This is a genomic window from Nonomuraea monospora, assembly GCF_039531895.1.
GTDB classification, from domain to species: Bacteria; Actinomycetota; Actinomycetes; order Streptosporangiales; family Streptosporangiaceae; genus Nonomuraea; species Nonomuraea monospora.
The window spans coordinates 128,055-146,468 of record NZ_BAAAQX010000026.1; the positions used below are offsets into that span (position 1 = coordinate 128,055).

Genomic DNA, 18,414 nt, shown 5'->3' on the forward strand with positions numbered 1-18,414 from the left:
GTTGATGCTGGGCTATTTCGCGATAATGGCGCTCATTGCCATCCTGTTCCGGGAGCGCCTCGCCGACGGGCAGGGGCTGCTCGCGGGATACGCGCTCGCGAGCCTGTTCCTGCTCGTGACGGCACAGGCGGAGCGGCGTTTCCCCCGCGTGAAGGTGGTGCGGTTCGTCCGGTTCTCCGGGCCGTTCCTCCTGCTCCCCTTCGCGTACGGCGCCGCCGCCCGCACCTCCCGCGTCCTGCACGGCCGCTACCTCGACGACGACCTGCACGCCTGGGAGACGGCGCTGCTCGGCTTCGACCCCAACACCGCCGTGACCGCCGCCCTCGGCTCCCCGCTGACGACCGAGGTGCTGACCCTCTGCTACTTCTCCTTCTACGGCGTCTTCCTCATCCCGGGCATCCTGTACGCCTGGGGCCGGGTTCCCCTGGCCGAGCGGTACGTGTTCGCCGCGCTGGCCGTGTTCCTGCCCTGCTACGTGGGCTTCATCGCGATCCCGCTGATCGGCCCCGGCCTTGCGCTGCCCGAGCTGTTCGCCGCGCACGGCCCGTCCGGGTACGCGGTCGCCGCCGTGCAGAACCAGATCATGGCCGCCTTCGACCCGCCCGGCGCGTGCTTCCCCTCGACGCACGTGGCGGGTGCCTGGATCACCCTGCTCTGCCTGCGCCGGCACGTCTCCAGGGCCGTCCGTGCCGTGTTGTGGGCGCTGACGTCAGGGCTGACGGTCGCCGTCGTGTACGACTGGTACCACTACCTCACCGACGCCGTCGCCGGGCTGGCGGTGGCGCTGGCCGTGCACGCCGTCATGGAGTGGCGCACAGCGCGGCGAGCGCGGCCTCGAAGCCCCGGGTGAGCGTGGTGGCGGGGGCGAACCCCAGCTCGCGTACGGCGGCGTCCGGGCTGCACGTCCAGTCGGCGCGGCCCATCTCCCGGGCCTTGTCCCTGTTCAGGGCGGGGACGGCGCCCCTGGTGACCAGCTCGGCCAGGGCTGCCGCCGCGTGCACGGCGGGCATCGGCAGCGGCAGCACGAGGGGGGTGCGGCAACCGGCGGCACGGGCGAGGGCGCGGCAGATGTCGGCCATGTCGTAGGCGTTGCCGTCACTGATGGGATAAAGGCCGGGGCAGGAGTCAGAGCGGGTGTCGGGGCTGGTGGCAAGGCGGATGTCGGGGCCAGGACTGGCGGCCATACGGGCGCCGGGGCCCGGGCCAGGCGCGGTGTCGGTGGCAGGTCGCAGGACGGGGCCGCGTTCGGCGGCGGCGAGCAGGGCCGTGCACAGGTCGTCCACGTACACCATCCCGAACCGCCGAGGCCCGCACCCGGCCTGCACGACCACGCCCAGCCGCACCATGGGCAGCAACGCGGGCAGCAACGCCTCCTCGCCGGGCCCGTACACGATGCCGGGCCGCAGGATGACCGCGGGCACCCGCCCCGCGTGCTCCCTGGCGACCTGCTCACCGGCCCGCTTGCTGGCCCCGTACAGGGAGATGGCGGGACCGGCGGCGAGCGAGGAGCACAGGACGAGGCGCGCGGGCCGCCGCTGGGCGGCCAGGGCGCGCACCAGCCGTTCGACGCCGTCGCGGTTGACCGCCCAGAACCCGGCGGCGGTGCGGGCCCGCAGGGTGGCGGCCAGGTGGATCACCCGGTCGGCGCCCCGCACCGCCTCCTCGACGCCCCGCCCGGTGGCCAGGTCGCCGGGCACCACCTGGACTCCCAGCTCGCGCAGCGCCCTGGCGCGCGGCGACGGCCGGGCCAGGGCCGTGACGGTGCCGCCGCGCGCCAGGATCATGCGGGTCAGCCGCCTGCCGACGAAGCCGGTGGCGCCGGTGACCAGGTATCGCCTGCCGGTGACGCCCGTGACCAGGCGCCGCCTGCCGGAGGCGCCCGGGTCGTGCCCGTCGGTCACAGCTCCCGCCCGTAGATGCGGTACACCTTGGACCGGGTGCAGCCGAGCAGGGCCAGGTACCGGTTGATGGCCTGGTTGTCCTCCAGCGTCCAGCCGAGCTCCACGCCGCCGCGGTAACCGCCCGCCGCGATGGCCTCGTAGGCGCGGGCGATGACCGCGGCCTCCACGCCGTGCCTGCGCAGGGCGGGGACGACGCCGAACAGCACGCCGCGCACCCGGTCGATGCGGCGCGCCGCCAGGGTCAGCCGCACCCGGCCGATGGGCAGGCCGAAGCGGCTGAGGCGGCCCCGCGCCGCGGCGACGGCCTGGTTGAGGTCGGGCAGCATCAGCGCGACGGCCACCGGCTCGCCCGCCACCTCGGCGAGCAGGACGAGCCGCGGGTCCACGACCTTGCGCAGCCGGTGCTTGGCGGCGGCGAACTCCTCGTCCGTCATCGGCGTGAAGCCCCAGTTGCCCTGCCAGGCGCTGTCGAAGACGCGTTTCACCCCGTCGAGGTCGGCGTCGAAGCGGGCCGGGTCGAGGGATCGCACGGTGAGCCGGTGGCGCTGCTCGGCCCGGCGGGCGATGCGCAGCAGCCGCTCGTGCGGCTCCCGGCCCGCGCCGTCCCACGCCCACAGGTCCTTCACCTTGGCCAGGCCGCCGGACTCCAGCAGCTCCGGGTAGTAGGCCGGGTTGTACGGCATCATGACGCTCGGCGGCGCGTCGAACCCGTCGACCAGCACCCCGCACTCGTCGTTCATGGTGAAGTCGACCGGCCCCAGCATGGTCTGCAGCCCGCGCCCGCGCAGCCACGCCGCCGCCGCGTCGAGCAGCTCGCGCGCGGCCCCTGGATCGTCGGCGCACGCGAACTGCCCGAAGAACCCGTCGTGCGTGCCGTGGGCCGCGTTGTGCCGGGGGTTGTGCACGGCCGCGATCCGGCCGGCGACCCGCCCTTCGCGGCGTACGGTGAACAGCTCGGCGTCGCCGTACCGGAAGAAGGGGTTGCGCCGCCGGTCGAGCAGCCGCCGGCAGTCGCCGCGCAGCGGCGGCACGAAGTGCGGATCGCCGCCGTGCAGCCGGTACGGCAGCTCGATGAACTCCGCGAGCCCGCGACGCCCCTTGACGGGCTCGGCGGAACGCTGCGGCGAGAACGTGACCGGCATGGCGACCCCCTGCGACGACGGCGTGCGTCAGCCGGCCCGGACCCCGGCGCGGACCAGGACGGTCACGTCGCCGAGGGTGCGCACGTGCTTGGCGAGATCGAAGTCCACCAGGAGGTTGAAGCGGTCGCCGCTGGCCACGGCCAGCTCCGCCATGTCGAGGCTGTCGGCCTCCAGCTCCTCGCGCAGGTCGGTGTCGGGGGTGATGAGCGCCGGATCCACCGCGAGGATCTCGGCGCAGAGACCGCGCAACTGGTGGAAGATCTCGTCTTCTGTCATGCGTACGTCCTTGTCGGCTGTCGCTTGTCGGGACAATGACTGCCGGCTAGCCCCACACCAGCAGCGATTACTCTACTATCACGTTCAACCACTGTCAGCTACGATCGCCTGATGCGGAGTGAGTCGCCGGAATGCTTCGGACGGAGCCGGAAAGTGAGTGCCGCGCAGTGACGGACCCCTTCGACAAGTGCCGTCTCCCGGAGGCCGGGGTCCTGGCCTCCGCGGGCCTGTACCCGTACTACCTGCCGGTGGAGGGGCGGCCTGGCGGCGGCGAGGTGGTGGTGGGCGGCCGGCGGGTGCTGATGGCCGGCTCCAACGACTACCTGGCGCTGGCGGACGATCCGCGGCTGAAGGAGGCGGGGGCCGAGGCGCTGCACCGGCTGGGGTCGGGCAACTCGGGTTCGCGGGTGCTGAACGGAACGCTGGCCCTGCACGAGACGCTGGAGGGGGAGCTGGCCGCGTTCCTCGGGCACGAGGCGGCGATGGTGGTGACCACCGGATACCAGGCCAATCTCGCGTTGAGCGCGCTGTTCGGGCCGCGTGACGTGCTGTTCGCCGACCGGCGCATCCACGCCTCGCTCATCGACTCGGCCCGTCTCGGCCAGGCCACGCTGCGGCGTTACCGGCACAACGACATGACGCAGCTCGCCGGGATGCTGGAGGCGGCGGACCCGCAGGCGGGGGCGATCGTGCTGACGGAGGGCATGTTCTCGGTCGGCGGCGATCTGTGCGACCTGCCGGGCATCGCGAAGCTGGCGGCGCGGCACGGGGCGCGGGTGGTGCTGGACAGCGCGCACGACGCCGGGCTGCTGGGCGCCGGCGGGCGCGGGGCCGCCGAGCACCATGGGCTGCAGTCGGCCGTGGACGTGCAGACGGTGACGTTCTCCAAGTGCTTCGGCACGCTCGGCGGGGCCGTCGCGGGGCCGCACCACGTCGTGCAGTACCTGCGGCACAGCGCCCGGTCCGCGCTGTTCTCCGCGTCGCTGCCGCCGGCCTGCACGGCCGCCGCGCTGGCCGCGCTCGACATCATCCGCACGGAGCCGGAGCGGCGCAGAGCCGTCATGTCGGCGGCGGAACGGCTGCGCGCGGGGCTGGTGGCGCTCGGGTTCACGCGGGCGGCGGGCGGCACCCCGACGGTGTCGCTGCGGGTGGGCGACCGGCTGACGGCCTGCCGGTTCTGGGCGGGGCTGCTGGAGGAGGGGGTGCTGGCGAACGTCATGCTGCCGCCGGCCGTCCCCGAGGGTGAGGCGCTGATCCGGCTGAGCGTGACGGCGGCGCACACGAACGGGCAGGTCGATCGCGTCCTGGCCGCGGTGGCGGCCGTCGCCGGACGGCTCGGCCTGCTCGAAGACGCCTGACCACACCGCCCCGGGGTCTCCTCCCGTTGACGAGAGGGGCTTCCCTTAATTATTTTCTACCCGTTAGTTATTAAGGAGGGGTCGCCATGCCCAGTCCGGTGCAGGACGTCCGCAGGCTGCACAGACGCCTCGTGCTGCGCACCCTGCGCGACCACGGGCCGCACCCCCGCGCCGACCTGGCACGACGGCTGGGCCTGTCCCCCACGACCATGACCAAGGTCGTGGCCCAGCTCCTGGACGAGGGCCTGGTGAGCGAGGGCGCCACGGACGGCCCCGGCACCCGCGTCGGGCGGCCCTCCACCGGCATCCGGCTGCGCGCCGGCGCCCGGCAGGTCATCGGCGTCCAGGTCGGCGCGGGCACCGTGCGGCTCGGGCTGTGCGACCTGAAGGCCCGCGCGCGGGACGTGCGCTCGTTCGCCTTCGACCTGGCGGGCGAGCCGCCCGAACAGGTCGTGGCCCGCATCGCCGACGCCGCCGCGGCACTGGCCGGGCAGGCGGGCGACCGGCTGCTCGGGATCGGCGTCGCCGCCCCGGGCCCGGTGGACCCCGGGCAGCGCCGCAACGTGCTGTCGGTCAACCTGGGCTGGCGCGACGTCGCGTTCGCCGATCCGCTGGAGCGGGCGCTCGGCGTGCCGGCGGTGGTCGATCACAACGTTCGGGCGATGGCGCTGGCCGAGGCCCGCTACGGCGACACGGGCGGGGCGGATCCGCTCCTGTACGTGTACGTCCGCACCGGTGTCGGCGCGGGCGTGGTGATCGGCGGGCAGCCGTTCAGGTCGGGCACCCACGGGGTCACGGAGCTGGGGCACCTTCGGGTGGTCGAACGCGGCAGGCCATGCGCCTGCGGCTCCACCGGCTGCCTGGAGACCGTGGTGGCGGAGCCGTACCTGGCCGAGCGGGCCCACGCCCTCCTCGGCGCGGGGGCCGACGACCTCGGCGCCGATCCTCTGGCCCGCCTGACATCCGCCGCCGCCGGGGGTGACGGGCGCGCGGACGCGGCCCTGGACGAGGTCGCCGGTCACCTCGCCACCGGCCTGGCCAGCGCGGTCAACCTGCTCAACCCCGCGCTGATCCTGCTGGGCGGCGCCTTCCGCACCGCTCCCGAGCCGGTCTTCGACCGGGTCAGGCAGGCGTTGCGGGCCAGGGCGTTCCCCCTGCTGCGCGACGCCGTCCAAGTGCGGCGCGCCACCCTCGGCCCGGACGCCGGCGTGATCGGCAGCGCCGCCGTCGCCCTGGACCGGTTCTTCTACGACGTCTGAAAGACGAGGACGAAATGATCTCTCACGCTCCGCTTCCCGCGTTCGACCCGCTGGCGGGCACGGTGGTGCTCGCTCCGGAGAAGGACGAGGAGGGCTACTGGGCAGGCTGCCCCGGCGTGCTGCACGACGGGGAGCGGTTCTGGCTGACCTACCGGCGGCGGCGTCCCCGCGGGGCGGGGGCCGAGCGCGGGTGGCGGTGCGCGGTGGCGGTCAGCGACGACGGGGTGAGCTTCACCGACGTGTGGTCGGTGCACAAGGACGAGCTGCGCACACCGTCCATGGAGCGGTTCTGCCTGACGCCCGCGGACGGGGGCGGGTTCGTCCTCTACCTGTCGTACGTGGACCCGGCCGACAACCGGTGGCGGATCGACGCGCTCGGCCCGGTGGCGCATCCGTCGGAGTTCGACGTGGCCACGGCGCGGCCGGTGCTGACGGCCGCCTCCACCGGGACGGAGGGGGTCAAGGATCCGTACGTGCTGCGGGCCGGGCCCGTCACCTACCTGTTCGCCAGCTACGCGGCGGCGCTGCCGGGGCTCGGCGGTGAGGCGCACGCCAGCGCCGACATCTACAACGTGGGCGCCACCACGCACCCCACGGGGCTGGCCACCAGCCTGGACGGCGGGGCCTCGTTCACCTGGCAGGGTCAGGCGCTGGGGGTCGGTCAGGGGTGGGACCGGTACCAGGCGCGGCTCAACAGCGTGGTGCCTGTGCCGGGCGGGTTCGTGGGGTTCTACGACGGGTCGGGCTCGCACGAGGAGAACTACGAGGAGCGGTGCGGGGTCGCGGTGTCCGGCGATCTGTTCGGGTGGCGGCGGCTGTCGGGTGAGCGGCCCTGGGTGAGCTCGCCGCACCGTGGTGGGTCGGTTCGGTACCTGGACGCGTTGGTGGTGGAGGGGCGGTGGTGGCTGTACTACGAGATGACCCGCGCTGACGGCGCGCACGAACTGCGGGTGCTGCGGCTCCCGGCGGAGTGAGACGGCCCGCCGGACGCGGAGGGCTTCTCCGAGAGGCGGGTACGAGCACGGCGCGAGGGGGACACTCCGCGCGCGGCGGCGCGGGATGGGCGCGTGAGGCGCAACGCGATATGGCGCGTCAGGCTCGGCGCGGGAGGGGCGCTCCACTCGCGGCGGCGCGCGCGGGAGGTGCGCGTCAAGCGCGGCGCGGGAGGGGCGCGTTACGTGCGGCGGCGGGCGCGGTAGGCGCTGGCCTTGGCGCGGTTCTGGCACGGCAGCCCGCAGAACCGCCGTGACGCGTTCCTGGTGACGTCGAAGAACACCAGCTCGCACCCGTCCGCCTCACAGGACCGCAACCGCTGCCCCTGCCCCACCCCGATCACCATGGCCAGCGCGGTGCCCGCGTCGGCGGCCAAGGCGTCCGCCCAGTCGGCGTCGGGGGCGTGGAAGGCAAGGACCGGCGGGTCGCCGTGCAGATTGGGCACGGCGGCGTGACGTACCAGGGCCTGGTTGAGCGAGGTGATGTCGCCGGAGAAGGCGGGGTGCAGCTCGGCGGCCACCTCCGCGAGGCGGTCCACGTCCGCGGACGTCAAGGTGTGGCCCGGCGTCCAGTTCTGGCGGGCGAAGGCCTCCTGCAGTGCCGCGCGGCGGTCGGGCGGCGGTGTGACGGCCCGGCCGCGGGCCTGGGTGACGTGCAGTTCGTTCACGAGCAGGACGGCGAGCTCCGCCCACCTCCCGACATAACTGTCTATTTGCGATTGACCAGTGATGCGCCATGCCTCTATCGTCACTGGCACAGCTTATCTAGACAGTGAGGGGTTTCGTCATGAGCGCACCGTCCAGGCTTGCCCGCCGCATGTGGCACCAACTGGAGCCGATCCACGCCGTGCTGTACTTCTCCCCGCAGGCGTTCGGGCGGGCGGCGGCGCTCGGCTACGACGTGGAGTCGCGCTGGCCCAGCTATTTCGCCTACCGCACGGCCCCGCTCGGGCGGGCCGGCGCGCGGCTGGCCACGGCCGCCTACTACAGCTTCAGCCCGCGCATGATCGCCGAGCATTTCCCCGCCGTGTGGGAGGTGGCCGCGCCCGAGCAGGTGCTGCGGGCGCGGCTGGAGACGGTGGACGAGACGTACCGCCACCTGATGGGCGACCGCATGGCGGGGCCGGACGTGGCGGAGGCGGCGGAGCTGGCCAGGCGGGTGGCCGAGAGCGTGCCGGTGGAGGGGCGGCCGTTCGCGGCGGCCAACCTGGACCTGCCCTGGCCGGACGAGCCGCACCTGGCTCTCTGGCAGGCGGCCACCGTGCTGCGCGAGCACCGCGGCGACGGCCACCTGGCGGCGCTGGCCGCGGCCGGGCTGGACGGGTGCGAGTCGCTGGTGTCGTTCGCCGCGGTCGGGGCCGCGCCGGTGGAGAACTTCGCCGGGCGGGGGTGGAGCGAGCAGGAGTGGGGCGAGGCGCTGGAGCGGCTGGCCGCGCGCGGTCTGGTGAAGCCGGACGGGCAGGCCACCGAGCGCGGCAGGGCGCTGCGTGATCAGGTCGAGCGGATGACGGACGATCTGGCCTTCGAGCCGTGGCGGCGGCTCGGCGAGGAGCGGGCGGGGCGGCTGGGGCAGCTCGCCGCGCCGTTCCTCGGGGCGGTGTTCGAGGCGGGGCTGCTGCCGATGACCAGCACTCTCGGCATCGCAACCGTCCAGGTACCCGACTGAGACCAGCAAGCCAGCAGGCCAGCGGGTCACAGGGCCAGCAACCCCCACAGAACAGCAAGTCAGCAGACCGACAGGCAGGCAAGCCCGTGGTCGGCGGGACAAGCAGGTCAAGCGGGCTGGCGGGGGCCGACCGGGCTGGCGGGCTGGCTGGCGGGCCCGCGGAGTCAGTAGGCCAGCCAAGGCAGTAGGCCGGCGGGGTCAGTCGAAGCCTGGGGCGGGCTGCCAGATGCTGATCTCGGTGCCCTGGTCGTCGGTGCAGGAGCAGCCGCGCCCCGACTTGCTGTCGAGGATCTCCCCGGTGGTGCCGCCGAGCTCACGCACCCGCTCCACCACCTTGTCGATGTCATCCACGTGGTAGTACACGTTCGGCTGCGACGACGGCCCGCCCGCGACGAACCCCATGGCGACGGCGGTGTTGGTGACGTGCAGGTACGTCTCGTGCTCGCGCTTGAACTCCCAGCCGAACAGCGCCCCGTAGAACGCCGCCGCCCGGTCCAGGTCCCGTACGGACAGGGTGTAGTAGCCGAGCTGGACAGCCATCCGCATACCTCCGCGATAATTGTTGCCTGAAGCGTTAACAGCCTAGCGGAAGTAGGCAACAATTAACACCAACGTTAACGAAATTGACGCGACGCTGGCGGCGCTCGCCGACCCCACCCGCCGCAAGGTGATCGACCTGCTGCGGGCGGGCCCGCGTCCCGCAGGAGAGCTGGCGCAGGCCGTCCAGATGAGCGCGCCCGCGCTCAGCAGGCACCTGCGGGTGCTGCGCGCGAGCGGGATCGTGCAGGCCGAGGCCGGCGGGGCGGACGCCCGGCTGCGGCTCTACACCCTGCGCCAGCAGCCGTTCACCGCGTTGCAGGCGTGGCTGGACCAGGTGCAGGCATTCTGGGCCGAGCAGCTCGGCTCGTTCAAGGACCACGTGGAGCGCACCCGGTGAACTCCGTACGGGCCAGCGTCACCGTGCCCGTCGATCCGGACACCGCGTTCCGCGTCTTCACCGACGAGATCGACGCCTGGTACGTGCGGGGCCGCCACAGCTGGGTCGATCCGGCCCGCGCGGTGGGCATCCGGTTCGAGGACGGTTACCTGCGCGAGCTGTGGTCCGACGGCGGTCACGTCGACACCGGGAGGGTGATCGCGTGGGAGCCGCCGCGCCGGCTGGTCTGGGCCGACCTGCTCAACGACGGGGAGATGGAGATCGAGGTCGCCTTCAGCCCCGTCGAGGGCGGCACGGAGGTGCTGCTGGAGCACCGCGGCCTGGACACGCTGCCACCGGACGTGGCGGGGCGGATCCGGCGCGGCTACTCGTGGAACATCGCGCTCGGCTGGTTCGCCGACCAGTGGAAGGGCTAGCGCCGGCCGTACTTCTTGTGCGCCGCCTGCTTGCTCACCCCGATGGCGTCGGCGATCTGCGCCCAGGCCAGCCCCGCCACCCGGGCGCGCCGGACCTGGACCGCCTCCATGCGTTCGATCTCACGCCGCAGCGCGGTGGTGGCGTGCAGGGCCACCAGCGGATCGTCGTCCTGCGCCTGCCTCATGAGGGACGCCAGGTCGTTCGTCATGCATCAAAGGTAGTCCAGGAGCAGCGCGTTGATCTCCTCAGGACGTTCGAGCGCGGGCAGGTGGCCCGCCCAGGGCAGCTCGACCAGCCGGGCCTGGGGCAGCTCGCCCGCGAGGTGGCGGGCGCTGTCGCGGAAGTACGGCAGGTCGTGCGCGCCGGCGACCACCAGCGCGGGCACGTCGATCTCGGCCGGCGTCAGGTCGCCCTCGGTCTGCTCGGGCTCAGGGTCGGCGGCCAGTTGCACCTCGAACGCGTGCCGCTGCATCGCCACCACCCGCTTCCAAGCGTCGTCGCCCGCCTCGGGCCCGAGCAGCGTGCGCGCGTTCAGCTCCGCCGCCCCCTGCACGTCGCCGGCCTCCAGGAGGCGCGACTCCTCCGTCCAGTACGCCCGCAGGTCGGGCGTGGGCTCCAGCGTGGACAGCGGGTTGAGCAGCACCAGCCGCCCGGCCAGCCCGGCGGCGGCCAGCTCCAGCGCCACCCGGGACCCGCCCGAGGAGGCGACCATCGCGGCCCTGCTCACGCCCAGCGCGGCCAGCACCTTGGCGACGTCGCCCGCGTCGCTGTACGGGCCGTCGGCCTGGTACGGCGAGCGCCCGTACCCGCGGAAGTCCACCTTGATCACCCGGAAGCGCTCGGCCAGCGCCTCTTCCTGGGCGTCCCACATGCCGGAGTCGGCCGCCGTCGAGTGCAGCAGCACGACCGGCTCTCCCGTGCCCCGTTCACCGTGCCAGATGGTCAACGCGACTCCACCACCATCCGCACGCCGAGTCCGACGAGCACGACGCCGGAGATCTGTTCCAGCCGCCTCTTGACGGCCGGTCGCCCCAGCCATGCCTTGGCCCGGTCGACCGCCCAGATCAGCAGCCCGTACCAGAGCAGATCGACGAGGACCCACACAACGGCCAGCGTGACGAGCGTCAGCGGCACGTTCTGCCCGGCGGGCACGAACTGCGGCAGGAACGACATCGCGAACACCGCCGCCTTCGGGTTGGCCAGGCAGGTGCCCACCCCGGCCAGGTACGGCGCGCGCCGGCCGGGCATGACCTGCCCGTCGGGCGCGGGCGGCGCCCCCTTGCGGGCCTGCCACAGCGCCTGCGCGCCCATCACGATGAGCAGGACCGCGCCGGTCACGCGCATGACGTCGTAGGCCACCTGCGAGGCGACCAGCAGGGCCGACAGGCCGAACGCGGCGGCCAGCCCCCACAGCAGGATGCCGGTCTCGTTGCCGAGCGTGGCGGCCAGCCCGGAGCCCCGGCCGGCGCGCAGGGTCTGGCGCAGGATGATCGCGGTGCTGACCCCCGGCACCATGGCGACCAGGACGCACGCCCCGATGAAAGCTAGAAGATACATGCCGGGATGCTGACACAAGCGGCGCAGAGATCTCGCCTGATTTTCAGCCGTAGAGTTTGGCCAGCTCCGCGACCGCCTCGGCCATCATGGCGCGCAGCTCCGGCGGCTCCAGCACCTCCACGTCGGCCCCCATGCGCAGCAGCAGCCAGCGCGCGTGCTGGATCGACTCGACCGGCACCGTCAGCGTGTGCCAGCCCTCGGGGTCGGGCCCCGAGGCGGCGGCCATCACGGCGGCGACGACGTCGGTTCCGATGGTGTAGGCGAGCAGGTCGCCCCGCCCGGGCGCGACCTTGATGACGACCTCGGCGGTGTACATGCGCTCGCGGAACTCCTTGGCGTACTGACGCCAGAACTCCCCCAGATCGAACCCCTCCGGCCGGGCGAACCGCCCCGGCAGCGTCTCCAGCGTCAGGATCCGCGCCACCCGGTACGTGCGCGGCGTCCCGTCGGGCGGCGCGGCGACGAGGTACCAGGAGCCGCCCTTGAGCACCAGCCCGAGGGGGTGGATCACCCGGTCCACCTCCTGCTTGCCCCAGCGCCGGTAGGTCATGTGCAGGGGACGCTGGTCCCACACCGCCTCGGCCACCTCGGCCAGGTGCGGCACGTCGTCGCCCGACCGGTACCAGCTCGGCACGTCCAGCACGAACCGCTCGCGCATCCGCGAGGCGTGCGAGCGCGGCTCGGGCGGCAGCGCGGCCAGCAGCTTCAGCTCGGCGTTGGCGGCCACCTCGGCCAGCCCCAGGTCGGCGGCCGGTCCTGGCAGCCCGGCCAGGAACAGCGAGGACGCCTCCTCGGCCGTCAGCCCGTTGAGCCGGGTGCGGTAGCCGTCGAGGAGCTGGTAGCCGCCCGCCGGGCCGCGATCGGCGTAGACCGGGACGCCCGCCCCGGACAGCGCCTCCACGTCGCGGTACACGGTGCGTACCGAAACCTCCAGTTCGGCCGCCAGCTCGGGGGCGGTCATGCGGCCCCGGGTCTGGAGGAGCAGGAGCAGGGAGAGCAGGCGGCTGGCGCGCATACCGTCCATTGTATTGCGCACATATGTCGTGTTTGTATGAACACATGGAACGTGTGCGAGCCATCATGAGCACCTTGCGTACCCAGGACAGCGTGTCCGTGGCCGAGCTGGCCGCCGAGCACGGCGTGTCCGAGATGACGATCAGGCGCGACCTGGACGAGCTGGCCCAGCAGGGCGTGGTGCGGCGGGTCAGGGGCGGCGCGCTGTCGCTGCTGCTGCGCGGCGAGGAGCCGCCGTTCGGGGTGCGCGAGCGCGAGGCGGTGGAGGCCAAGCGGCGCATCGGCGAGGAGACCGCCGCGCTCATCGCCGACGGCGAGGCGGTGGTGCTGGACGGCGGCACGACCGCGCTGGAGGTGGCCCGCGCGCTGGCCGACCGGCGGGTGACAGTGCTGCCGCTGGCGCTGCAGCCGGTGATGCTGCTGGCCGCCGCGCCGCGCGTACGCCTGGTGCTGCCCGGCGGCGAGGTGCGCAAGGGCGAGCTGAACGTGATGGGCCCGCTCACCCAGAGCTCCATCGGGGCGCTGCGCTTCGACACGGCGGTGATCGGCTGCTGCGGCCTGTCCGCCGAGCACGGGCTGACCGCGCACGACCTGCCCGAGGTGGCGGTCAAGCAGGCGGCCATCGCCGCCGCGCGGCGGGTGATCGTGGTGTGCGACTCGGCCAAGTTCGCGCGTACGGCGTTCGGCGCGGTCTGCCCGATCGGCCGGCTGGACGTGGTGGTGACCGACCCCGGCATCCCCGCGGAGGAGCGCGACGCGCTGGCCGCCGCCGGAGTGATCGTCAAGGAGGCCGCGTGAGACGCGGCCGGGATGATCGTCGAGAAGGCCGCGTGGGACGCGAGCGGGTCGCCGTCTACCTGCTGTTCTTCCTGTCGGGCGCGGCCATCGGCACCTGGACGGCCCGCATCCCCGCCATCAAGGAGCGGCTGGAGCTCGGCGACGGGCAGCTCAGCCTCGCGCTGCTCGCCGTGGCCGCCGGGGCGGTCGTCGGCATGACGGCCGTCGGCCGCCTGGTGGACCGGTACGGCAGCACCCGGGCCGTGGTCCCGGCGGCCCTGGCGCAGGGGGTGGTGCTGGTGCCGCCCGCGTACGCGCCGGACCTGGTCACCCTGTCGGGGACGCTGCTGGTGTTCGGGATGGTGCACGGGATTCTGGACGTGGCCATGAACGCCAACGCGGTCGAGGTGGAGCGGGCCCACGGGCGGCCGATCATGTCGTCGTTCCACGCCGTCTACAGCGTCGGCGGGTTCGCCGGGGCCACGGCGGGCGGGCTGTTCGCGCACCAGGGGCTGTCGGCGGCAGTCACGTTCTGGGCGGTGGGGGCGGTGATCGCGGTGCTGGCGGCGTGGGCGGCGCGCTGGGCGCTGCGCTCCGAGCCCGCGCGGGAGAGCGCCGCCCCCGGCGGGGCGGGGCGGCCTCAGGGGATCGTGTTCCTGGGGGTGCTGGCGTTCTGCTGCCTGGTGGGCGAGGGGGCCGCGGCCGACTGGAGCTCCGTCTACCTGCGGGAGGACCTGGCGGCCTCGCCGGGGATAGCCGCCGCCGGGTACGCGGCGTTCTCCATCATGATGACGGCGGGACGGCTGGCCGGGGATCGGCTGGCCGCGCGCTTCGGGCCCGTCGCGCTGGTGCGGTGCTGCGGGCTGCTGGCGGCGGCGGGGCTCGGGCTGGCGCTGCTGGGCGGGCACCAGGTGGCGGGGGTGGTCGGGTTCGGCTGCTTCGGGGCGGGGCTGTCGTGCATCGTGCCGCAGGTGTTCTCGGCCGCCGGGCATCGGGATCCGGCCTTCGCCGGGCGGGCGCTGGCTCGGGTGGCTTCGATCGGGTACTTGGGGATGTTGTCGGGGCCGGTGTTCATCGGGGCGTTCGCGGAGCTGACCGGGTTGCCGCGGGCGCTGGCCATTCCGGCGCTGCTGGCCGCGTTCGTCGCCCTGACGGCGACCGCGCTGCGCGTCCGCGCCCAGGAACCGGCCTGACCACCGCGGCCTGACCACCGCCCTGACCACCGCGGCCTGGTCACTGCGGCCTGGTCGCCGCGGCCTGGTCACTGCGGTCAGCCGAAGTGCTGCCAGCCCAGTCTGATCACCATCGCCACCACCACGCACAGCAGCACGATCCGGACGAATGACGCGCCCCGCTTGAGCGCCATCCGTGCGCCGAACTGGGCGCCCGCCACGTTGCACACCGCCATGCCGAGCCCCAGCGCCCAGTTCACGTGCCCTTGCAGGCCGAACACCACGAGCGCCCCCACGTTCGTCCCGATATTGATGATCTTCGCCGAGGCGGAGGCGGAGACGAAGTCGAGCCCGAGGATGGTGGTGAAGGCGATGATCAGGAACGTCCCGGTCCCCGGCCCCATGATCCCGTCGTAGAAGGCGATCACCACGCCCGCCACCGCCACCGCCGTGAACACCCGCGGCCCGGTGCGCAGGTGCGGCACGGGCACGGCGCCCATCGACGGCCGCAGCGTCACGAACGCGGCCACGGCCAGCAGCACCACCATGACGGCGGGCCGCAGCACGTCCGCCGAGATGGACGCCGCCGCCCACGCGCCCAGCCCGGCGCAGAGCACCGCCAGCGCCGCTCCGGGGACGGCCACCTGCCGGTCCACCTTGGTGGAGCGGGCGTAGGCGACGGCGGCGGAGGTGGTGCCGAACACCGAGGAGAACTTGTTGGTGGCCATCGCCTCGACCGTGGGCATGCCGGTCATGAGGATGGCGGGCAGTTGCAGCAGCCCGCCGCCGCCCACGACGGCGTCCACCCATCCCGCTCCTGCCGCCGCGACCAGCAACACGAGGATCTGATCCAGCGGCACGCGCCACTCCCCCGACTTTCCCCCGACAAAACCGTCATGAGTGTATAAGTCGGGCCTTAGTTACTCGGCCGCGGCCTGCCCCGGGCCGGTCGAATATTCGTTTCCCCAGGGCAGAGACGCCTCGGTAGGGTCGGAGGCATGTCGATCTTCGGCCCGGTCATCGATGTCAGGCCCCTCTTCCCTCTTGAGCGCCAGGCCCTGCTCGACCTGCTCCGCTCGCTGACGCCGGCCGACTGGGCGCGGCCGACGGTCTGCCCGGGCTGGGACGTGCACGACGTCGTCGGGCACGTGCTCAACGACTACATGCGGCGCCTGTCCGGGGCCCGCGACGGGCACGCCGGCGCCGTCTTCGCCGACGACGAGACGCTGCCCGCCTACCTCGCCCGCGTCAACGGCGAGTTCGTCCAGGCGACCCACCAGCTCAGCCCGCGGCTGATGATCGAACTGCTGGAGCTGCTCGGACCGCGGCTCGACGAGGTGTGGGCGGCGCACGACCTGGAGGCGCCCGCCGGCTTGAACGTGTCCTGGGCGGCCACCGACGTCGGCAGCCCGGCGTGGCTCGACGTCGGGCGGGAGTACACCGAGTTCTGGGTCCACCAGCAGCAGGTGCGCGATGCGGTCGCCCGGCCGGGGGCGGCGCAGCCCGAGCTGCTGGCGCCGGTGCTGGGCGTCTTCGCGCAGGCCCTGCCGTTCACCCTGCGGGAGCATGATCGTCCTGAGGGGACGGTGGTGGTGCTGGAGGTGCTCGGGGCGGCCGGGGGGCGGTTCTGGGCTGCCTGGCGGGACGGGCGGTGGCGGATGGCCGAGGCCGGGGGTGAGCCCGTGGCGCGGGTCGCGATGGGGCAGGACACGTTCTGGCGGCTGGCGACCAGGGGGATCGGGGTGGCTGAGGCGCGGGCTCGGTCCGAGGTCAGCGGGGATCGGGAGCTGACCGACGCCATGACGACCTTGCTGGCCGTCGTCGCGTAGACCTTGAGACGGTATGGCTCAGCCGTGGGCGGGGCAGGCGTTCGCGAGCAGTCGTTCGAGCACGTCCAGTGACGCCTCCCGCTGCCGGATCTCGCCGACCAGCCGCGCCCGCGCCTGCTCCAGCTCCCCCGTCAGCTCACCGGGCACCGTCACCCCCTGGCCGTCGCCGCAGGCGGCGGGCAGCAGCTCGCCGACGGCCGCGCTGCTCAGCCCCGCCGCGTACAACAGCCGGATCCGGCCCACGACCGCGACCGCGTCCTCGTCGTAGTCGCGGTAGCCGTTCGCGGACCGAGCCGGGACCAGCAGCTTCTGCTCCTCGTAGTAGCGCAGTGCCCTGACGCTCACCCCGGCACGGCGCGACAACTGACCGATGCGCATGCGTCCGATCCTAGGCAACGGGCTTGACCCTCACGCGGGCGTGACGGTTTACCTTCGCCGCATGGAACCCACTTCCGTGCTGGTCGTGGGCGCGGGCGGCGCCGTCGGCACCGCGCTCGCCGACGAGCTGCTCCCCGACCACGAGGCGGGCCGGATCCGGCTCGTCGCCACCGCCCGCCGCCCCGAGAGCGCCCGCAGGCTGCGCGAGCGCGGGATCGAGGTGCGGCGCCTGGACCTCGACGAGGCCGAGACGGGCGGGCTGGACGCCGTCCTGCCGGTGTTCGACGGCATCGAGCGGGTCTTCCTGCTCACCGGCTACGACGTCAGGATGCTCGCCCAGTCCAAGGCCGCCGTGGACGCCGCCCGGGCCGCGGGCGCCGCCCATGTGGTGCACGTGGGCGTGAACGCCGCCCCCGACACCACGATCGTGCACTTCGCCTGGCACCAGCTCGTCGAGGCCTACATCGAGCGTTCCGGGCTGGGGTACACGCACCTGCGGCCGTCCGCGTTCATGCAGAGCCTGCGGCTCGGCGTCGAGCAGCCGGGCGTGCTGACCCACTTCGTCGGCGACGGGCGGCCCAACTGGGTGGACGTCACCGACATCGCCGCCGTGGCCGCCGCCGTGCTGCGGGATCCGGCGGCGCACGCCGGGCAGGCGTACGACCTGGCCGCCGAGTCCGCGTCGCCGCACGAGATCGCCGCCCTGCTGGCCGAGGTGACCGGGCGGCCGTGGCGGTACCGGCCGGCCGAGCCCGAGGTGTTCTACCGGCGGATGACCGCCGCGGGCGGCGATCCCGTCTACCTGGCCTGCGTCCGCAACGTGTTCGAGCGCACCAGGAACGGCACCCTGACGGACCCGCCGATCACCGATCACATCGAGCGCGTCACCGGGCGACCGGCGACCACCCTGCGGGCGTTCGTGCTACGGAACCGCGAGCTGTTCGACTCCGGCGAGGCACTGAGCCCCGCCCGATGATTCACCTCCCGGCCATCCGCGCGCCATCGCCCGCCGCGAGAATCTGCAGCGCGGCAGCGGAGCGGACCCGGGGGAGCGGCACTGTGACGACCGATCAGCGGAGCCCGGCACTCGGGTTCGTGCGGGAGTTCATCAGGTCGCCCATGCGCACGGCCGCGGTGCTGCCCAGCTCGGCGGGGCTGGCGGCGCGGATGGTGGTGGGCGTGCCCGAGCGCGGCGAGCCGGCGGTGGTCGAGCTAGGCGCGGGGACGGGCGCCTTCACCTCCGCCATCCAGCGGCGGCTGGGCGGCCGGGGCAGGCACGTCGTGGTCGAGCTGAACGCCAGGTTCGCCGCCGCAGTCGCCCGCGCCCACCCCGCCGTCGAGGTGGTGTGCGAGGACGCCGTGCGCCTGCCGGAGCTGCTCGCCCGGCTCGGCGTCGGGCCGGTGGACGTCGTGGTCAGCGGCCTGCCGTGGGTCGCGTACGCCGGGCAGCCGCCGCTGATCGGGTCGGTGGCGCGCGTCCTGTCGCCCGCCGGGGTCTACACGCAGTTCGCCTACACCTGGACGCGCTGGGCCGCGCCCGCCCGGCGGCTGGCCGGGGGCCTGCGGGAGGCGTTCGAGGAGGTCGTGACGACCGCGACCGTCTGGCGCAACCTGCCGCCCGCCGTCGTGTACGTGGCCCGCCGCCCCCGCCTCCCCGCGGCCGACGGGGAGATCACCGGCCCATGACCCACGGCGGACGCGCAGGTCACCGCCCACGACCCACGGCGGACGCGCAGGTC

Annotated in this window: 23 protein-coding genes; 12 read left to right on the top strand and 11 right to left on the bottom strand. The window is 73.7% G+C overall.

What is annotated here, in order from left to right; all coding sequences use genetic code 11:
• The first annotated feature begins 25 nt into the window (after nucleotides 1-25).
• Nucleotides 26-850 (top strand): phosphatase PAP2 family protein, encoded by an 825-nt coding sequence (locus ABD331_RS39140; RefSeq protein WP_344486938.1) that lies wholly within the window; start codon nucleotides 26-28, stop codon nucleotides 848-850.
• Here the strand turns inward: ABD331_RS39140 and ABD331_RS39145 are convergent.
• From ABD331_RS39145 to ABD331_RS39155, 3 genes are read right to left on the bottom strand one after another with little or no spacing between them, the layout of a single operon-like run.
• Nucleotides 801-1,901 carry an NAD-dependent epimerase/dehydratase family protein gene (locus ABD331_RS39145; RefSeq protein ID WP_344486941.1) on the bottom strand — a complete coding sequence of 367 codons (1,101 nt, stop codon included), beginning with the start codon at nucleotides 1,899-1,901 and terminating at the stop codon, nucleotides 801-803. The two genes, ABD331_RS39140 and ABD331_RS39145, sit on opposite strands and share 50 nt — an antisense overlap.
• Complete coding sequence (locus ABD331_RS39150) at nucleotides 1,898-3,043, bottom strand: hypothetical protein (RefSeq protein WP_344486944.1); 1,146 nt, start codon at nucleotides 3,041-3,043, stop codon at nucleotides 1,898-1,900. Before ABD331_RS39150 ends, ABD331_RS39145 begins: the two co-directional genes overlap by 4 nt.
• Before the next feature lie 27 nt (nucleotides 3,044-3,070).
• The gene (locus tag ABD331_RS39155) at nucleotides 3,071-3,319 is read right to left on the bottom strand and encodes an acyl carrier protein (RefSeq protein ID WP_148432539.1); all 249 of its coding nucleotides are present in this window, start codon (nucleotides 3,317-3,319) and stop codon (nucleotides 3,071-3,073) included.
• Between the two features lie 167 nt (nucleotides 3,320-3,486).
• Between ABD331_RS39155 and ABD331_RS39160 the strand changes: the two genes are divergently transcribed.
• From ABD331_RS39160 to ABD331_RS39170, 3 genes are all read left to right on the top strand, one after another.
• On the top strand, nucleotides 3,487-4,677 hold the full coding sequence (locus ABD331_RS39160) for an aminotransferase class I/II-fold pyridoxal phosphate-dependent enzyme (protein ID WP_344486949.1): 1,191 nt from the start codon (nucleotides 3,487-3,489) through the stop codon (nucleotides 4,675-4,677).
• A gap of 86 nt (nucleotides 4,678-4,763) precedes the next feature.
• The gene (locus tag ABD331_RS39165) at nucleotides 4,764-5,936 is read left to right on the top strand and encodes an ROK family transcriptional regulator (protein ID WP_344486952.1); all 1,173 of its coding nucleotides are present in this window, start codon (nucleotides 4,764-4,766) and stop codon (nucleotides 5,934-5,936) included.
• A gap of 14 nt (nucleotides 5,937-5,950) precedes the next feature.
• A complete protein-coding gene (locus ABD331_RS39170; protein WP_344486955.1) occupies nucleotides 5,951-6,910 on the top strand; it encodes a hypothetical protein in 960 nt (319 codons plus the stop codon).
• A gap of 200 nt (nucleotides 6,911-7,110) precedes the next feature.
• On the opposite strand, the gene ABD331_RS39175 is transcribed toward ABD331_RS39170, so the two are convergent.
• Nucleotides 7,111-7,596, bottom strand: coding sequence for a CGNR zinc finger domain-containing protein (locus tag ABD331_RS39175; protein ID WP_344486958.1), 486 nt, complete (start codon nucleotides 7,594-7,596; stop codon nucleotides 7,111-7,113).
• A 119-nt stretch (nucleotides 7,597-7,715) separates the two neighbouring features.
• Between ABD331_RS39175 and ABD331_RS39180 the strand changes: the two genes are divergently transcribed.
• A complete protein-coding gene (locus tag ABD331_RS39180; protein WP_344486961.1) occupies nucleotides 7,716-8,594 on the top strand; it encodes an SCO6745 family protein in 879 nt (292 codons plus the stop codon).
• Nucleotides 8,595-8,792: 198 nt separating this feature from the next.
• Here ABD331_RS39180 and ABD331_RS39185 read toward each other — a convergent pair whose 3' ends face one another.
• Nucleotides 8,793-9,134, bottom strand: a complete 342-nt coding sequence (locus tag ABD331_RS39185) for a VOC family protein (protein WP_344486964.1) — start codon at nucleotides 9,132-9,134, stop codon at nucleotides 8,793-8,795.
• Between the two features lie 94 nt (nucleotides 9,135-9,228).
• Here ABD331_RS39185 and ABD331_RS39190 point away from each other — a divergent pair, with 94 nt between their 5' ends.
• Together ABD331_RS39190 and ABD331_RS39195 are read left to right on the top strand one after the other, a co-directional pair.
• The gene (locus ABD331_RS39190; protein WP_344487060.1) at nucleotides 9,229-9,531 is read left to right on the top strand and encodes an ArsR/SmtB family transcription factor; all 303 of its coding nucleotides are present in this window, start codon (nucleotides 9,229-9,231) and stop codon (nucleotides 9,529-9,531) included.
• A complete protein-coding gene (locus ABD331_RS39195) occupies nucleotides 9,528-9,947 on the top strand; it encodes an SRPBCC domain-containing protein (protein ID WP_344486968.1) in 420 nt (139 codons plus the stop codon). Before ABD331_RS39190 ends, ABD331_RS39195 begins: the two co-directional genes overlap by 4 nt.
• Here the strand turns inward: ABD331_RS39195 and ABD331_RS39200 are convergent.
• The 4 genes from ABD331_RS39200 to ABD331_RS39215 are packed head-to-tail and all read right to left on the bottom strand — an operon-like array spanning nucleotide 9,944 to nucleotide 12,520.
• Nucleotides 9,944-10,156 (bottom strand): hypothetical protein, encoded by a 213-nt coding sequence (locus ABD331_RS39200; protein ID WP_344486971.1) that lies wholly within the window; start codon nucleotides 10,154-10,156, stop codon nucleotides 9,944-9,946. The genes ABD331_RS39195 and ABD331_RS39200 overlap by 4 nt on opposite strands.
• Before the next feature lie 3 nt (nucleotides 10,157-10,159).
• Complete coding sequence (locus ABD331_RS39205; RefSeq protein ID WP_344486974.1) at nucleotides 10,160-10,894, bottom strand: alpha/beta fold hydrolase; 735 nt, start codon at nucleotides 10,892-10,894, stop codon at nucleotides 10,160-10,162.
• Nucleotides 10,891-11,505: a LysE family translocator gene (locus ABD331_RS39210; protein WP_344486977.1), complete on the bottom strand. Its 615-nt coding sequence runs from the start codon at nucleotides 11,503-11,505 to the stop codon at nucleotides 10,891-10,893. Before ABD331_RS39210 ends, ABD331_RS39205 begins: the two co-directional genes overlap by 4 nt.
• 43 nt (nucleotides 11,506-11,548) lie before the next feature.
• Nucleotides 11,549-12,520 carry a helix-turn-helix transcriptional regulator gene (locus ABD331_RS39215; protein ID WP_344486980.1) on the bottom strand — a complete coding sequence of 324 codons (972 nt, stop codon included), beginning with the start codon at nucleotides 12,518-12,520 and terminating at the stop codon, nucleotides 11,549-11,551.
• A gap of 44 nt (nucleotides 12,521-12,564) precedes the next feature.
• On the opposite strand from ABD331_RS39215, the gene ABD331_RS39220 reads away from it, so the two are divergent.
• Nucleotides 12,565-13,317 (top strand): DeoR/GlpR family DNA-binding transcription regulator, encoded by a 753-nt coding sequence (locus ABD331_RS39220; protein WP_344486983.1) that lies wholly within the window; start codon nucleotides 12,565-12,567, stop codon nucleotides 13,315-13,317.
• Nucleotides 13,318-13,349: 32 nt separating this feature from the next.
• A complete protein-coding gene (locus ABD331_RS39225) occupies nucleotides 13,350-14,489 on the top strand; it encodes an MFS transporter (protein ID WP_344486985.1) in 1,140 nt (379 codons plus the stop codon).
• 77 nt (nucleotides 14,490-14,566) lie between these two features.
• Here the strand turns inward: ABD331_RS39225 and ABD331_RS39230 are convergent, their stop codons facing one another.
• Nucleotides 14,567-15,328, bottom strand: coding sequence for a TSUP family transporter (locus ABD331_RS39230; protein WP_425566154.1), 762 nt, complete (start codon nucleotides 15,326-15,328; stop codon nucleotides 14,567-14,569).
• Between the two features lie 138 nt (nucleotides 15,329-15,466).
• Here ABD331_RS39230 and ABD331_RS39235 point away from each other — a divergent pair, with 138 nt between their 5' ends.
• The gene (locus ABD331_RS39235) at nucleotides 15,467-16,297 is read left to right on the top strand and encodes a maleylpyruvate isomerase family mycothiol-dependent enzyme (RefSeq protein WP_344486987.1); all 831 of its coding nucleotides are present in this window, start codon (nucleotides 15,467-15,469) and stop codon (nucleotides 16,295-16,297) included.
• Nucleotides 16,298-16,315: 18 nt separating this feature from the next.
• On the opposite strand, the gene ABD331_RS39240 is transcribed toward ABD331_RS39235, so the two are convergent.
• Nucleotides 16,316-16,675, bottom strand: a complete 360-nt coding sequence (locus tag ABD331_RS39240) for a MerR family transcriptional regulator (RefSeq protein WP_344486989.1) — start codon at nucleotides 16,673-16,675, stop codon at nucleotides 16,316-16,318.
• Between the two features lie 61 nt (nucleotides 16,676-16,736).
• On the opposite strand from ABD331_RS39240, the gene ABD331_RS39245 reads away from it, so the two are divergent.
• Nucleotides 16,737-17,651: an NmrA family NAD(P)-binding protein gene (locus ABD331_RS39245; RefSeq protein ID WP_344486992.1), complete on the top strand. Its 915-nt coding sequence runs from the start codon at nucleotides 16,737-16,739 to the stop codon at nucleotides 17,649-17,651.
• A gap of 83 nt (nucleotides 17,652-17,734) precedes the next feature.
• Nucleotides 17,735-18,361, top strand: a complete 627-nt coding sequence (locus ABD331_RS39250; protein ID WP_344486994.1) for a class I SAM-dependent methyltransferase — start codon at nucleotides 17,735-17,737, stop codon at nucleotides 18,359-18,361.
• The last annotated feature ends 53 nt before the right edge of the window (nucleotides 18,362-18,414 follow it).

What these genes read in the sequence shown, in the direction of transcription:
- ABD331_RS39155 (WP_148432539.1), bottom strand. Translation starts at nt 3,319, where the DNA reads ATGACAGAAGACGAGATCTTCCACCAGTTGCGCGGTCTCTGCGCCGAG.
- ABD331_RS39140 (WP_344486938.1), top strand. Translation starts at nt 26, where the DNA reads ATGGCGCTCATTGCCATCCTGTTCCGGGAGCGCCTCGCCGACGGGCAG.
- ABD331_RS39235 (WP_344486987.1), top strand. Translation starts at nt 15,467, where the DNA reads ATGTCGATCTTCGGCCCGGTCATCGATGTCAGGCCCCTCTTCCCTCTT.
- ABD331_RS39245 (WP_344486992.1), top strand. Translation starts at nt 16,737, where the DNA reads ATGGAACCCACTTCCGTGCTGGTCGTGGGCGCGGGCGGCGCCGTCGGC.
- ABD331_RS39220 (WP_344486983.1), top strand. Translation starts at nt 12,565, where the DNA reads ATGGAACGTGTGCGAGCCATCATGAGCACCTTGCGTACCCAGGACAGC.
- ABD331_RS39215 (WP_344486980.1), bottom strand. Translation starts at nt 12,520, where the DNA reads ATGCGCGCCAGCCGCCTGCTCTCCCTGCTCCTGCTCCTCCAGACCCGG.
- ABD331_RS39170 (WP_344486955.1), top strand. Translation starts at nt 5,951, where the DNA reads ATGATCTCTCACGCTCCGCTTCCCGCGTTCGACCCGCTGGCGGGCACG.
- ABD331_RS39180 (WP_344486961.1), top strand. Translation starts at nt 7,716, where the DNA reads ATGAGCGCACCGTCCAGGCTTGCCCGCCGCATGTGGCACCAACTGGAG.
- ABD331_RS39200 (WP_344486971.1), bottom strand. Translation starts at nt 10,156, where the DNA reads ATGACGAACGACCTGGCGTCCCTCATGAGGCAGGCGCAGGACGACGAT.
- ABD331_RS39165 (WP_344486952.1), top strand. Translation starts at nt 4,764, where the DNA reads ATGCCCAGTCCGGTGCAGGACGTCCGCAGGCTGCACAGACGCCTCGTG.
- ABD331_RS39210 (WP_344486977.1), bottom strand. Translation starts at nt 11,505, where the DNA reads ATGTATCTTCTAGCTTTCATCGGGGCGTGCGTCCTGGTCGCCATGGTG.
- ABD331_RS39185 (WP_344486964.1), bottom strand. Translation starts at nt 9,134, where the DNA reads ATGGCTGTCCAGCTCGGCTACTACACCCTGTCCGTACGGGACCTGGAC.
- ABD331_RS39150 (WP_344486944.1), bottom strand. Translation starts at nt 3,043, where the DNA reads ATGCCGGTCACGTTCTCGCCGCAGCGTTCCGCCGAGCCCGTCAAGGGG.
- ABD331_RS39240 (WP_344486989.1), bottom strand. Translation starts at nt 16,675, where the DNA reads ATGCGCATCGGTCAGTTGTCGCGCCGTGCCGGGGTGAGCGTCAGGGCA.